Genomic DNA, 14,563 nt, shown 5'->3' with positions numbered 1-14,563 from the left:
TTGAAGTAAAAAGGGCAGCAACAGCTGCCCTTTTTTATGCACATGCCGCAGGACGCGTTCTTTAAAATTTCTGATCTTTATTTGGCTTATAAAAAAGCAAAGTCAGATGCCTTTTTCGAGAGTATTCATTGTGACGCAATTGCATATTCGAGATACGAAAAGAAGCTTCACTACAATCTAAAGAAGCTTCAGTCGCGGCTTAAGAAAGGTGACTGGTGTACGGATGGTGCGTGGCTAGGCCGATATTCGTACGCGCCTAAATCGATCTCCATGCCTGATTCTTGGGCTGCCTCAAATCGTCACTTTGCAACAGCAGACGCTTGCAAGGACTGGTTGAGAGATGCCAGCAGGACTGGTGAAAACGCCCGGGCTGATTTTAGATTAATAATTTCAGCGAGCGTTGACTATCAAGTGGTCAACGCATTATGGATAATCAAGGTTGGACATTTGTACGAACAAGTTCTTGATAAGAACTTGAGTTATGGGAATAGGCTGCGCCGTAAAAATCCAGCGTGGTGGAGTCCTGAAGAAGTGGGCGAAATAAATAGGGACTCGCTCGGATTGTTTATGCCTTACTTCAGTGCATATCAAGCATGGAGAGAAGTAGGCCTAACGGCAATGAGACGGTCTATTGTTGCTGGCGATTCAATAATTGCTGCAACGATGGATGCAAAACGCTTCTACCACAATGTTTCGCCAAACTTCATCGTGAATGAAGCCTTCCTTGAGAGGCTTGGCATCAAGCTATCCAATGTGCAATTGGAATTCACCTCTCAGCTTCTTACAAGCATAAATTTGTGGTACTCGGGAACTCCTGATGCAAATGATCGGCCGGAAGGCGCTTTGCCAGTTGGCTTGGCTTGTTCAAAAATAATATCTAACGTCGCACTTGCTGAATTTGATAAAAAATTAAATCGTCAACAAGGGCTTGTTTACTACGGGAGATATGTCGATGATATTTTTATCGTTGTTAATAACCCTGGGGGGATTGACTCAAGTTCAGATTTTTTTGGCTGGCTCGCCTCAAGTGCTGGTGGAGATGTTAGATACGTTTCAGAGGGGCCTGGCGCCGGATCAACCTTCTTTGAGCCAGCATATCTGCGTGATAGCAAGGTCGAATTCTCCCAGGAAAAGCAGAAGGTTTTTCTCATTTCAGGGGCACATGGACTTGATCTGATAGATCAAATAGAGCAGCAGATAAAGAAAAAGAGCAGCGAGTACAGGATGCTGCCGGAGCTTCCTTCGAGCGCTGGAAAGATGCTTGACAGGGCTTTAATAGCTTCTCCGGATGCGACTCTGGAAACAGATGCGCTTCGGAAGGCAGAAGCGGTGTCGGTTCGTAGATTGGGCTTCGCCATGCTTCTTAGTGACGTGGAGGCATACACCCGCGATCTAGATCCGGGCGCTTGGATTGAGGTAAGGGAGAGTTTTTATTCAATGGTCTCTCGGCACGTCATTACGCCTAAAGGAATATTTGATTATTTTTCCTACATCGTGAGAGTTGTAGGGGTCATGGTCGCGTGTCGTGACTTTTCTTCTTTATCCAGATTTTTATCCAGATTCCAAGATGTATGTAATATTGTCGAGAGAACTGCAGGCCTCTCGGAGTCTGAAAAATTTTTCTTGTGCAAATCCCTTTATGCAAAGAATTTTTATCAGGTTGCAATGCAAGCCTCTACAGTAAAAGGATTTAGGCACACCATTGGTTTCGTAAATGGACTAAAAAAGATTAAGGAAATTTCTAGGATTCAGATGCAGCGGCTTTCAGCGGATTCACTTCGGGATCTCGCGATGGATCTTTTGATGGCAGATCTTGGAAGGAGGCCGTACAAGGAATACTGGATTTCTTCAACAAAATCTTCCGATTATCCGGTGCCGAAGATTCCAAAGGACAGGTCTATTCAGAGGGAGCTCCGATTGGCAGGAGTCAGACGGTTCAGGAGGTTGGTTGATAAGCAGCTTCCTACACCTCATTGGCCTGCAATCGCATTTCCTACCCGGCCTTTAACTGTCCCAGAGATCAGTGCCGTAGCTCCGAAGTTGCTCGGTAAGAAATTTCAACTGCAGCGCGCAATTTTCTCTTTGAGGGGAGCGCGCACTATGCACTCAACGGCGCCATCGTATGATGACGATAATAATCAACCAAATCAGCCTATTTTACATGTCCCGTCATCTGTAAAAGATCGAGTTCGTGTCGGGCTAGTAAGCTTTTTGACTGAGGACGGCGACTGGGTAAATGCCTTCAATGGATCGCCTAATAAATCTGCGGCCCGTTACAAAAGGTTTAATTCGCTCATAAATGCTCTTTTGAGAGCAGAGTCGCGAATCGACTACATCATATTCCCAGAGGCGTCTGTCCCTCGTAGATGGGCCTTTAGTGTTGCTGCCAAACTGGCGCGGCACGGGATATCATTTATGGCGGGAATGGAAAATAACTCCTCCTCGAAATTTTTTAAGAATGAAGCTCTGATTTCGCTGTCAACCCGTTGGCCTGGATATGCCACTAGTGTTGCCTATATCCAGCCTAAATTGATGCCGGCTCATTCAGAGTCCGCGCAGCTAAAGAAGGTTGGGAGAATAATGAAGAAGCCGAGTGCGAGAGCGGGGCGACCCATATATCGCCACGGGGATCATTTTTTTGGGGTTGTTATTTGCAGCGATTTGACAAATATCGATAACCGACGGCATTTTAGAGGGCAGGTAGATTCGTTGTTTGTTTTGGAATGGAACAAGGATATCGAAAGTTTTTCCTCTCTCGTGGAGGCGGCCTCGCAGGATCTGCATGCCTACGTAGTGCAAGTAAATAGCCGTCAATATGGGGACAGTCGAACTAGGTATCCCGGAAAGGAGGGGTACTCAAGAGACGTGGTCAGAATTAAAGGCGGAGATGATGACTACTTCGTGGTCGCTCCACTAGATATTCTCGCAATCAAGCGGTTTCATGCTTCAGGGGGTAAAAGAAAAGATCTTTTTAAGCCGCTTCCTATAGGCTTCAAAATATCTGCTGCCAGAAAATTGGCAGCCGCCAATAAGAAGAAATGAAGCCGGAGCAACAAAGCCCGGAATGAGTACCCCGATGGGTCGATGGCATCTGGTGAGAAGCGTCGATAGGCCTCAGCGCGCGCGTCAGTAGCGGCGATTGCCAGATTTCGCGTTTGGGGTTGCACTAATACGCTGGCATGCCGGAGTCCATTCCAGGAATAGGAAAAAGCACGCTGGCGCTGGTTTTGAAGCTGGTAGGCGGGACCACTTGCGCTTACCTTTGTCGCCATGAACGCCCCTGCATCGTCCTCGCATCCTCCGCTGTCCAAGACCACGTTGCTTTCGATCGTCGAAGCGCTGGAAGCACGCTTCGATGCTGCTGCTTGGGCCGCGCTCGGGGTCGAGCTGGACATCCCCGCGCTGGGTGATCCCGAGATGGGCTTCCAGACGGCGCTGCGTCACGGTGATGACGACTTTGGCTATCAGGTCGCGCAGTTCGTCACCCTGCTGGAAAGCGACCATCGCGCCGCGCTGCGTGCGCTTGCAGGGCGCCCGGCGCTTGGCGACTGGCTGCAGCAACATGCGCCCAATGCGGCGCGGGAGTTGGCCCTTGGCGAGCAGGTTGTGCAGCCGGAACCCGCACGGCCATCGGCCGGCGAAATTGCACGCGGCACGCCAAACGAGGCTGGCCACACGTCGAACCCGCCCGTCACCGCGAGTCCCTTGGGCGTTGCCCGCGCAGCGTTGCGCCGTGACCTGCTTGCAGCATGTGCGAAGGCAGGCCTGACAATGACGGCCAATGCCTCCACCGGCATGCTGTTCAACGCCATCAGGAGCGTGCATCCGGCGCTGGTCACGCTTGCGCAGGACGCACCGCAGATGGATCTCGTGCTGGGTTCGCTTGCGCTTGCGGTCACGGCGATCGACGCGTTGTCGAACCTGCCGAGCGCGCAGGCTGCCCATGCGCCACTGGGCGAGTCTGAAGTAGCACTCATGACTGAGGTGATGCACGCGCTGTCCGGCTACGTCCAGGCGCGGCTGTAGCAAGCGCAGGCGCCGCACTCCCGGAGAAGGCCGGGATAGAGGAGAAGTGCGCGTTGCCCTGCTCTGTTAGTTGGCTTTTGTCCTTGCAGCGTCACGACAACGGCAACATGCTATTGCCCTCTTTTCCCGAGCTTGAGCGTGGCCCCGATGTCTGAAGAAGTCCTGGAAACCGGTGGCGACAGCGACGTCTACAAGACCTTGCTCGAATCGACCCGGGCGATCCCGTGGCGGATCGATTGGCAGAGCATGTCCTTCAGCTACATCGGGCCGCAGATCGAGGCGCTGCTGGGCTGGTCACAGGACAGCTGGGCCGGCATCAACGACTGGGTCGAGCGCATGCATCCGGATGACCGCGATTACGTGGTCAACTTTTGCGTGTCGCAGTCCAAGGCCGGCGTGGACCACGAGGCCGACTACCGCGCGCTGACCAAGGACGGCGAGTACGTCTGGATCCGCGACGTGGTGCACGTGGTGCGCAAGAACGGCGAGGTCGAGGCGCTGGTCGGTTTCATGTTCGACATCAGCGAGCGCAAGAAGACCGAGGACCACCTGATCCGCCTGCAGAAGCAGCTGGAGGAACTGTCCTACCAGGATGGCCTGACCGGCATCGCCAACCGCCGCATGTTCGACACGGTGCTGGAGCGCGAGTGGGCCGCCGCGCAGCAGGACCAGACGCCGCTGTCGCTGCTGATGATGGATATCGATGCCTTCAAGCAGTACAACGACCACTACGGCCACATCAAGGGCGACGAGGCGCTGCGCCTTGTGGCCAGCACGCTGGCCCAGGCCGCCAACAATCCGCGCGATTTCGTGGCGCGCATCGGCGGCGAAGAGTTCATCTGGCTGCTGCCGGAGAGCACCGCCGCCAAGGCGCGCCAGGTCGCGGAGAAATGCATGCAGCTGGTGCGCCAGCAGCAGATCGCGCACGAGCGCTCCGGCGTGTCGCCGCTGCTGACCTTGAGCGTCGGCGTCGGCACCATCACGCCCAGCGCGGACGCGCCGGCGTTGGCCTTCATCGAAAGCGTAGATGCGCTGCTGTACCAGGCCAAGCGCAACGGCCGGAATCGCGCCGAGTCCGGCGCGTTCTGAGTCGTTGCGCGCGGGCGTGTCCGGCGCGGCCTACTCGATCGGCCACGCTTCCAGCGTGCGGATCACGGCTTCACCGTCCATCGCATTCGCGCTCCACGTGAGCGCGCCGCCACCGCGGAAGAAGCGGTCGGTGATGACGCGGGTGCCATCGGCGGCGTACAGCTCCACGATGGAGCGGTCCACCAGCAGGCGCAGCGTGATCGGGCCATCGCCCGGCGGCAGCGTAGCGATATTGCGGTCGGGGAAAGCATCGTGGAAGTGCGGGCCGGCGCGGGTGCGATCGATGAAGACTTCGCGCGTGGCCGGGGTATAGCCGATCAGCAGCGCGTAGCCCTGCGCATCGGTCAGGGTCAGCGCGACCTGCGACGCTTTCAGCGGATCGAAGGTCACCAGCATGTCGAGGCTGTCGCCCAGCTTCAGTGGCGTGGGTGTCTCGCTCAGGCGCACATCGCGCAGTTGCGTGGGCGTGCCGCGATGCGCCTCCAGCTCGCGCACCGGCGCCTGCGCCAGCCGCCAGTCGCTGCCTTCGCGGCGCAGGGCGAGCGTGCGCGGCACGGTCATCAACCCGCGCGCCGGATAGGTGGGGATGGCGTGGGCGTAGCGCAGGTCGGTGGCCCAGCCGATCCAGATGCGGCGGCCATCGGGCATCTCGCTCCACGATTGCGCGGCGTAGAAGTCAGCGCCCAGGTCCTGCCAGTGCGGCGCGTCGTCCCAGCCCGGTTCCAGGGTGAAGGTCTTGCCGTCGAACGCCCCGACGAAATACTGCCCGCCCGAGCCACCATCCGGGCCCTTGTCGCCCTGGCTGACCATCAGCACCCAGCGCGTCTCGCCGGGCTTGCCGCCTTGCACCGGCAGTTCGAACAGATCCGGGCATTCCCAGTTGATGCTCTGCGCCGAGGGCGTCCGGCCGAAGTCACTCTCGTGCGTCCAGTGCTTGAGGTCGGGCGAGGAATAGATCGCCGCCTTCTTCTCCGCCGCCTTGACCGCCACCATCACCCAGCGCCGCGTGCCGGCATGCCAGAACACCTTGGGGTCGCGGAACTCGGTCGAGCCGATGTCCAGCACCTTGCCGAAGCGGGTGAAGCTGCGGCCGCGATCGTTGCTGTAGGCCAGGTACTGCGACTGGTTCTTCGTCTTGGGGTCGAAGCCGGTATAGACCGCCACCATCGCCGGCTTGCCGTCGCGGTTGAAGCCGGCGGTGTTCTTCCAGTCGATCACCGCGCTGCCGGAGAAGGCCATCACCTCGGTCTCGGGGATGGCAATGGGCAGGTGCTGCCAGGTCACCAGGTCACGGCTGACCGCGTGCCCCCAGCTCATGTGCCCCCAGCGGTCGCCATGCGGGTTGTACTGGTAGAACAGGTGGTACTCGCCGTCGTAATAGACCAGCCCGTTGGGGTCGTTCATCCAGTTGCGCGCGGGCGCAAAGTGGAAGCCGGGCCTGGGATCGGCCGCCGGCGATTGCGCCGCGGCGGGCAGGGCAGGCAACAGCGCAAGCAAGGCCAGGATCAACACACGCATCGCATTCCCCTCCCAGGGCGTCATCGCGGCTCGATATTCGTCCGACAATACGACAGATGCGGATTCGGCGGGCGCGGGGCCGCCACGGCGCCACGTGTCGAATCCAGCGCCGCCCATTCGTCATGTGGGCAATCCCCGACGCGAGAGGCGTGCCCGCATGGCCAAGTACCTGATCTCCTTCCCCAGCGCGGCGATGGTGGTGCCGGAGGATGAATTCGAGACCGTCGTCCGCGAATCGCACGCGGTCATCGAGGAGGCGAAGGCCGCCGGCGTGTATGTCTTCGGCGGCGGCATTGATGAAGCGGTGCCGCCGGTGCTGGTGGTCGGCGATGGCACGTGGACCGAAGGCGGTTACACCTGGGGCCCACGTTGGATGGCGGTTTTGCCGTGCTGGAAGTGCCCACGCGCGCGGGCGCCATCGCCTGGGCCGCACGCATCGCTGCCGCTTGCCGCTGCGCGCAGGAGTTGCGGGTCTTCATGTTCGATCCGGCGTCCTGAGCGAGGGCGTGGCGCGAAGAAGAGTCAGCGCCGCGCGTATCTCATCGCGCTGACGCGGCTCAAAGCGCGAAGCGTTCGATCGCCAGCGCGACGCCGTCTTCCTGGTTGCTGGCGGTCTCAAAGCGCGCGGCGGCTTTCACTGCCGGGATCGCATTGCCCATCGCCACGCTGGCGCCAGCGTAGGCGAGCATGGTCAGGTCGTTCTCGTGGTCGCCGATGGCCATGATCTGTTCCGGCGCCAGGCCAAGCCGGCCGGCGAGTTGCTGCAGCATCGGCCCCTTGCCGGCGTCCTTGTGGAAGATCTCCAGGAAGAACGGCGCGCTCTTCAGCACGCCATAACGCTCGGTCAGCGAGGCGGGCAGTTGCGGGATGATCGCGTCCAGCGTCTCGGGCGCGTCGATCATCATCAGCTTGCGGAAGCGCAAGGCGCGATCCATCTCCGCCACCGTGCGATAGCGCAGCGGCGCGTGGGACAGATACGCATCCAGCACCGTGTACGGGCTGATGTCCGCGTTGGCGGTGTAGATGCCGTGGCCGTCGATGGCCTGGAAATGCACGCCCAACCCGCGCGCCAGCTGTTCGCAATCCAGGTAATCGTCGAAGCCCAGCGAGAACTCGGCGATCACCGTGCCATCGCCCACCGTCTGCATCACCGTGCCGTTGAAGCAGATGCAGTAATCGTCTTCCCCGTCGATGCCCAGCTCGCGCAGGTAGCGATGCGCGCCGGAAAACGGCCGGCCGGTCGCCAGCACCACGCGGATGCCCTTGGCGCGCGCAGCGGCGATGGCATTGCGCACGCGCGGGGTGATTTCGTGGGCGGGATTGAGCAGCGTGCCATCCATATCGATGGCGATCAGTTGGATCACGACAAGCAGCCTGAACGCGGCGGCACAGGATAGCGCGCGCGACGCATCGCCACGGTGGCCACGCAGGCGGCGCGCGACCTGCGGAACGCAGCGTGCCGACAGGCGCTGCCATCCCGTGCGCGGGATGGACTCTCCCCGATTTCCCGTCTTATGCGCGGCCCGCTTGTGCCCCATTGAGGAAGCACACGCCGCCACGGCATCGCCGCGGCGCGTGTCCCTCTCTCTTCATCAGGAATTCGTCATGAGCAAGCTTGCAGGTAAGGTCGCCATCGTCACCGGCGCGTCCAAGGGCATCGGCGCGGGCATCGCGCAGGCACTGGCCGCCGAAGGCGCGTCGATCGTCGTCAACTACGCGTCCAGCCGCAGCGGCGCCGATGCGGTGGTGACACGCATCACCCAGGCCGGCGGCCAGGCCATCGCGGTGCAGGCCGATGTCTCCCAGCCCGAACAGGCGCAGGCGCTGGTGGCCGCGGCGGTGGAACGCTTCGGCAAGCTCGACATCCTGGTCAACAACTCCGGCGTGTATGAAGTGGCGCCGCTGGAACAGATCACGCCGGCGCACTTCCATCGCCAGTTCGACATCAACGTGCTCGGCCCGCTGCAGGTCACCCAGGCCGCATCGCCGCATCTGGGCGAAGGCGCCAGCGTCATCAACATCGGCTCGATCGTCAGCCGGGTCACGCCGCCGGGCATGGCGGTCTATTCGGCCACCAAGGGCGCGCTGGACGCCATCACCGGCTCACTCTCGCGTGAGCTGGGCCCGCGCGGCATCCGCGTCAACAGCATCAACCCCGGCATGGTCGATACCGAGGGCGCGCAGACGGCGGGCTTCATCGGTTCGGACTTCCAGTCGCAGATCGTCGCGCAGACCCCATTGGGCCGCATCGGCGTGCCGAGCGACATCGCCTCGATCGCGGTATTCCTGGCCTCCGATGACGCCGGCTGGCTCACCGGCGAGCTGCTCAAGGCCGGCGGCGGCAACCGCTAAGCGCGACAGGTCAGGTTCCGTGCGCGGTTTGCGGAGCCTGACCGGAATGCCGGGCGATGCGCGTCCGTTCCTATGCCATTGGTTGGTGCAGACCGCACGACCCGAGGCGCTATAGTGCGGCGCGCATGGCGGGCACCGGCCCGTCCCGGATCAAGGAGAGCTGGCATGGGTCTGATACAGGCAGTGGCAGGGGCGGTCGGCGGCGTGCTCGCCGACCAGTGGAAGGATTTCTACACCGTGCCGGCCGGCCTGCCGTCCACGGCGGCGGTGTTCGCCGCGGTGCCACAGGGCACCAACGCCGGGCGGGGGTCAAACACGCACGGTTCGTCCAACATCATCAGCAACGGGTCGAAGATCGTCGTGCCCGAGGGCTACGGCCTGCTGCTGTTCCAGGACGGCAAGATCACCGGTTTTGTCGCCGAGCCGGGCGGCTACGAGTGGCGCTCGGACGATCCCAATTCCAAGTCGATCTACGCCGGCGACGGCTTGCTGGCCTCGCTGGTGACGCAGAGCTGGGAGCGCTTCAAGTTCGGCGGCCAGCCGGGATCGCAGCAGGCGGCATACTTCGTCTCGTTGAAGGAACTGCCGGACAACCGCTTCGGCACCCAGTCGGAAATCTACTGGGACGATGGCTTCCTCAACACGCAGGTCGGCGCGGTCACGCGGGGCTCGTACACCCTGAAGATCATCGACCCGATCCTGTTCGTGAAGAATTTCGTGCCGGCCGCGTATTTGCAGCCGGGCCAGGTGTTCGACTTCACCGACCTGGACAACGCCGCGGCCACGCAGCTGTTCAACGAAGTGGTGGGCTCGCTGGCGCCGGCTTTCAGCCTGTATTCCAACGATCCATCCAAGGGCAACCGCATCACCAAGCTGCAGCAGGATTCTCTGGGCTTCGCCAAGAGCCTGTCCGAGGCGGTGGAAGCGGGCTACCAGTGGAAGTCCGATCGCGGCCTGGCCATCGTCAAGACCGCGATCGTCTCGATCGAGTACGACGCCAACACGCGCGAGCTACTCAAGACCGTGCAGCGCGCCGATGCGCTGTCCGGGTCGCGCGGCAATTCCAACCTGCAGGCCAGCGTGGCCCAGGGCATGCAGTCGGCCGGCGAACACAGCGGCGCGGCCGGCCTGGTCGGGCTGGGCATGGCCTCGGGCATGGCCGGCGGGATCGGCAGCCTGCAGCAGCCGGCCACGCCGGCTGCGCCGGCCGCCGACGATGCGATCGCCAAGTTGAAGAAGGCCAAGGAAATGCTGGACCTGGGCCTGATCACGCAGGCCGATTACGATGCGGCCAAGGCCAGGGCGCTGGGCTTGTAAGCGCAGGTCCGCGCCATGACCACCGCGAAGGACCCGCCGCCGCTGCCTCCGCCGTTGCCGCCGCGCGTCAGCGGCCCCGGCTCGCCGCGGGACGTGCCGCCGTTGCCCGGCGAGCTGGGCGTCGATCCGTCCACGCTGCCGCCGCCGATCCGCGACGAACTGCAGGCGCCCGATCCGCTGGCCATCGACACGGCCAGCGATGAACTGAAGGACGGCCTCAACCGCTGCCCGAAGTGCGGCTCGACCGACATCCGCCAGCGCGCCGGCACCGACGTGCTGGTGTGCCTGTATTGCAGGCACGAATGGCACGGCGAACGCGTGGAAGAGGCGTTCGGTTTCGGCGAAGGCATCGACCAGCTCAGCGGCACGGTGATCGCCTCGGGTGCGCGCGACATCGATGCCGATGCGGCGGCGCTGATGACGTTCAAGTGCGGCGGCTGCGGTGCCGAGGTGACGGTCAACACCAACAGCGCGATGACCGCGCGCTGCCACTGGTGCCGGCATGTGTTCGGCATCAACGAGCAGGTGCCCAACGGCGCGGTGCCCGATGCGGTGCTGCCGTTCCACATCAAGAAGGCCGATGCGGTGGCGCGCATCCGCCAGTTCGTCGGCAAGCGCCAGCTGTTCGCGCTCAAGGCGTTCAAGGAGCAGTTCACGCCGGACAACGTGGTCGGTGTCTACATGCCGTACATGATCGTGGACGGCAAAGTCAGCGCCGATGTGACGGGGCGCGGCGAGATCAAGACGCGTCAGTACACGCGCGGCAGCGGCAACGACAAGAAGACCTATTACGACGCCGACGTGTACCGCGTCGAGCGGCACGTGGATTTCACCGTGGACGACCTGCCGCTGGAATCCTCGGCCGCGCGCGGCAACCTGGATACGCGCGCCAACACCAACAACATCATCAACACGATCCTGCCGTTCGACACCAAGAACGCGGTGAAGTGGAACGCGTCCTACCTGTCCGGCTTCACCTCGGAAAAGCGCGACCGCGACGTGGAACAGCTGCGCCCGCGCCTGGAAGACCAGTTGCTGTCGATCGCGCGCGCGCAGGTGGAGTCCTCGGTGCGCCGCTACGACCGCGGCGTGCGCTGGGAGCAGGAGGGCATCGCCGTGCACGGCACGCGCTGGGTGGCGATGTACCTGCCGGTGTGGCTGTATTCCTACCACCAGCCCGGCCGCAACGGCGGCCTGCTGCACTACATCGCGGTCAACGGCCGCACCGGAGAGACCATGGGCAGCGTGCCCATCCAGCAATGGAAGCTGCTCACCACGGCGTTGACCGTCGGCACGATCCTGGAAGGGATCGCGCTGTGGATCCTGGCGCACACCGCATGAGCGACGACGGCGGACTCTGGCTGCTGGCCCTGGGCCCCACCGGCGGCGCGGCGTTGTACTGGGCGCTGTATCGCTTCTATCGCAACACCGACAAGTCGCACGCCTTCGAGCGCGAGACCGAGGTGGCGGCCCAACCGATCACCGGGTCCGATGCACGCATCGACACGATCACCGGCACGCGCCAGACCCGCATCGACGGCGACAACGTCGGCGCGTATCGCACGCGCGTGCAGCGCGTGGATCGGGATGCGGGCTCTGGCTGAGCCCTGCATTGCGGCGTGTCGCGCCAGATCGAGGTTGATCGCGCGCCGAGCGAGATCGCAGCAAGGCGATCGCGCGGTTAGCGCTGCGTCGCGGCGCGCAGGGCCTGCGCCAACTGCTCGATCGAATACGGCTTCTTCAACACTTCGAAGCCGTGGCCGGCGTCCTTGGCCAGCAGGTCGCTGTAGCCGCTGGTCAGCAGGACCGGCAGGCCGGGATGGTGCTGGCGGATGTGGCGGCCCAGTTCCAGGCCGTTGATGCCGGGCATGACCACGTCGCTGAAGACTGCATCGAAGCGCGCGCCGCGTTCGCCCAGCATGTGGACGGCCTGCTCGCCGGTGTGGGCCAGCACGACCGCATAGCCCAGCTCGGACAGGGCCGAGGTGACGAACTCGGCGACGCTGGCGTTGTCCTCCACGATCAGCAGCCGCGTCTGCCCGGAATCGCGTGCGACCACCGGGGTGACCGGTGCTTCGCTCTTCGCGATCTCGCGATCCACGCACGGCAGGTACAGCGTGAATGCCGTGCCTTCGCCGACCGGGCTGCTGACCGCGATGTCGCCATGCGATTGCTTGACGAAGCCGAACACCTGGCTCAGGCCCAGGCCCGTGCCTTCGCCCACGCCCTTGGTGGTGAAGAACGGCTCGAAGATGCGCTCCATATGCTCGACCGCGACGCCGTGGCCCTGGTCGCGCACGGTAATGGCGACGTAGTCGCCGATGCGCGTCGGATGGTTGCGCAGTGGCGGGATCTGCGTGACCCGCTGCACGGTGATCGACAGCGCGCCGGCGCCCTTCATCGCATCGCGCGCATTCGCCGCCAGGTTGATGATGGCCGTATCCAGTTGGTTGCGGTCGATCAACACCGAGATCGGCGCGTCGGGCACTTCGACCGTCACCGCGATCCGCGACCCGGCCAGGGTGCGCACGATGTCGGCCAGCTCGCGCATGCTGGCGCCCAGGTCGAACACTTCCGGGGTCAGCGTCTGCCGGCGCGAGAATGCGAGCAGCTGGTTGGTCAGCTTGGCCGCGCGCTGGGCGGCGCCGCCGATCGCCTCGACGAAGCGCGTACGCTTTTCAGCCGGCAGATCGTCGCGGCGCAGCAGTTCGACCGAACCGGTGATGACCTGCAGCAGGTTGTTGAAGTCGTGCGCAACGCCGCCGGTGAGTTGGCCGATGGCTTCCAGCTTCTGCGCCTGGCGCAGCTGCTCGCGAGCGTTCATCAGCTGGCGCTGCGCCTCGCGCGCCTGGTCGGACATGGCGACGCGGTAGCTGGCGTGCTCCAGCTCGCTGAGCACGCGCTCGGTCTGTTCGCTGGCCACGCAGAACAGCGCGGCGACCTGGTTGTCGTCGCCGCGCACCGGCGAGTAGGAAAACGTCCAGAAGGTGCGCTTCATGTTGCCGTCGCGGTCCATCAGCAACGGCAGGTCGGTGAAGCGCGAGGCCTCGCCGTTGAAGCCCTTGGCGATCGCCGCGCTGACATCGTCCCAGACATCGCGCCACACCACGTCCAATCGCTCGCCCATGGCGCCAGTCAGCTTGTTGCCCAGCATCGGCAGGTAGGCATCGTTGAAGAAGAACCGCATCTGCGGCCCCCAGGCGAACCACATCGGTTCGGGCGATTCCAGGATGAAGGTCAACAGCCGCTTGAAGCCGGCCGGCCACTGCGCGCGCGCGCCCAGCGGCGAGGTTTCCCAATCCGCGTCGCGCACCAGGCGGTGGGCCTGGCTGTCCGGCGCCGCGGTGGGCAGGGAAACGCTGGAAGACATGGATGGCGCCTGTGCGGGTCAGCAAACCGCGACTATTCCAGCACGCGGGTTGTGGCGGTGTCTGCAAGCGCGGATGCTGCACCCGCAAGGCGGCTGGCGAAGGCGTTGCCCGCGTTGCCGGAGGCGACGGGCACGCTGCACTGCAGCGTGGGTCGCGCAGGTCCGTCTGGTTTCTAGAAGCGCGCGCCCGGTGGCAGATAGCGCCACTGCCCCGGCGCCAGCTTGCCCAGCGAGACGCTGCCGATGCGCAGGCGACGCAGGCTGATCACGCGCAGGCCGACCTGTTCGCACATGGACTGCAGCTGGCCGGGCTGGACGTGCTTGATCGCAAAACGCAGGTGCTCCTCGTTCTGCCAGCTGACCTTGCACGGTGGCAGCATCCGCTGCTGGTACTTCAAGCCATCGGCCAGGCGCGCCATGCCGTAGGGCAGCAGCTCGCCCTCGACTTCGACCACGTATTCCTGCTCGATGGTGTTGGCGTCTTCGGTCAAGCGGCGGATGACGCGGCCGTCCTGGCTCAGTGCCAGCAGGCCGCTGGCGGCCGCTTCCAGCGGCATGAGCGGATTGAGGCGACGCAGGTGGCGCTTGAGCAGGCGGATCTCGCTCGTGTCCAGCGCGCTGCGCGTGTCCGGCGACGCCAGGGCGATCGCGGCCTCGACGGTCATGTCCGCCGGCTTGTGCAGCAGCAGCGTGGCCGGCGCGATCTCGCCCAGCTGTGCCTCGGGCGACAGCGTCACCTGCGCCGGCGTCACCGCGGCCTGCGGTTCCTCGACCACCACGCCGTCCACGCTGACCCAGCCGCCCTCGATGTACTGCTGCGCATCGCGGCGCGAGCAGTTGGCCAGCGCGGCGACGCATTTATCCAGGCGGATGGGATCGGACATCAGGACA

At 62.9% G+C, this 14,563-nt stretch carries 11 protein-coding genes; 7 read left to right on the top strand and 4 right to left on the bottom strand.

Annotation, left to right across the window (positions count from 1 at the left end; translation table 11 throughout):
* Window positions 1–36 precede the first annotated feature (36 nt).
* From BMZ17_RS15515 to BMZ17_RS15505, 3 genes are all read left to right on the top strand, one after another.
* The gene (locus BMZ17_RS15515; protein WP_093142207.1) at window positions 37–3,042 is read left to right on the top strand and encodes an RNA-directed DNA polymerase; all 3,006 of its coding nucleotides are present in this window, start codon (window positions 37–39) and stop codon (window positions 3,040–3,042) included.
* A 228-nt stretch (window positions 3,043–3,270) separates the two neighbouring features.
* Window positions 3,271–4,026 (top strand): hypothetical protein, encoded by a 756-nt coding sequence (locus tag BMZ17_RS15510; RefSeq protein ID WP_093140301.1) that lies wholly within the window; start codon window positions 3,271–3,273, stop codon window positions 4,024–4,026.
* 147 nt (window positions 4,027–4,173) lie between these two features.
* Window positions 4,174–5,115, top strand: coding sequence for a sensor domain-containing diguanylate cyclase (locus BMZ17_RS15505; RefSeq protein WP_093140298.1), 942 nt, complete (start codon window positions 4,174–4,176; stop codon window positions 5,113–5,115).
* Window positions 5,116–5,145: 30 nt separating this feature from the next.
* On the opposite strand, the gene BMZ17_RS15500 is transcribed toward BMZ17_RS15505, so the two are convergent.
* A complete protein-coding gene (locus BMZ17_RS15500) occupies window positions 5,146–6,633 on the bottom strand; it encodes a glycoside hydrolase family 32 protein (RefSeq protein ID WP_217645824.1) in 1,488 nt (495 codons plus the stop codon).
* Between the two features lie 557 nt (window positions 6,634–7,190).
* Entirely contained in the window at window positions 7,191–7,997 is an 807-nt protein-coding gene (gene yidA / locus BMZ17_RS15490; RefSeq protein WP_343124185.1) for a sugar-phosphatase, read from the bottom strand.
* Between the two features lie 241 nt (window positions 7,998–8,238).
* On the opposite strand from yidA, the gene BMZ17_RS15485 reads away from it, so the two are divergent.
* The 4 genes from BMZ17_RS15485 (at window position 8,239) to BMZ17_RS15470 (ending at window position 11,906) form a co-directional block, all read left to right on the top strand.
* Window positions 8,239–8,985 (top strand): glucose 1-dehydrogenase, encoded by a 747-nt coding sequence (locus BMZ17_RS15485; RefSeq protein ID WP_093140290.1) that lies wholly within the window; start codon window positions 8,239–8,241, stop codon window positions 8,983–8,985.
* A 165-nt stretch (window positions 8,986–9,150) separates the two neighbouring features.
* Complete coding sequence (locus BMZ17_RS15480) at window positions 9,151–10,302, top strand: SPFH domain-containing protein (RefSeq protein WP_093140287.1); 1,152 nt, start codon at window positions 9,151–9,153, stop codon at window positions 10,300–10,302.
* Window positions 10,303–10,317: 15 nt separating this feature from the next.
* Entirely contained in the window at window positions 10,318–11,643 is a 1,326-nt protein-coding gene (locus BMZ17_RS15475) for a hypothetical protein (RefSeq protein WP_093140284.1), read from the top strand.
* Window positions 11,640–11,906: a hypothetical protein gene (locus tag BMZ17_RS15470; RefSeq protein ID WP_093140281.1), complete on the top strand. Its 267-nt coding sequence runs from the start codon at window positions 11,640–11,642 to the stop codon at window positions 11,904–11,906. Before BMZ17_RS15475 ends, BMZ17_RS15470 begins: the two co-directional genes overlap by 4 nt.
* 77 nt (window positions 11,907–11,983) lie before the next feature.
* On the opposite strand, the gene BMZ17_RS15465 is transcribed toward BMZ17_RS15470, so the two are convergent.
* Entirely contained in the window at window positions 11,984–13,672 is a 1,689-nt protein-coding gene (locus BMZ17_RS15465; protein WP_093140278.1) for an ATP-binding protein, read from the bottom strand.
* A gap of 173 nt (window positions 13,673–13,845) precedes the next feature.
* Complete coding sequence (locus tag BMZ17_RS15460; RefSeq protein WP_093140275.1) at window positions 13,846–14,556, bottom strand: rRNA pseudouridine synthase; 711 nt, start codon at window positions 14,554–14,556, stop codon at window positions 13,846–13,848.
* Window positions 14,557–14,563 lie beyond the last annotated feature (7 nt).

Origin of the sequence: Pseudoxanthomonas sp. GM95, assembly GCF_900109775.1 — a bacterium.
In the GTDB taxonomy this organism is placed as follows: Bacteria; Pseudomonadota; Gammaproteobacteria; order Xanthomonadales; family Xanthomonadaceae; genus Pseudoxanthomonas_A.
The sequence above is the reverse complement of the archived record's forward strand: the minus strand, read 5'-3'. Positions and strand labels throughout refer to the sequence as shown.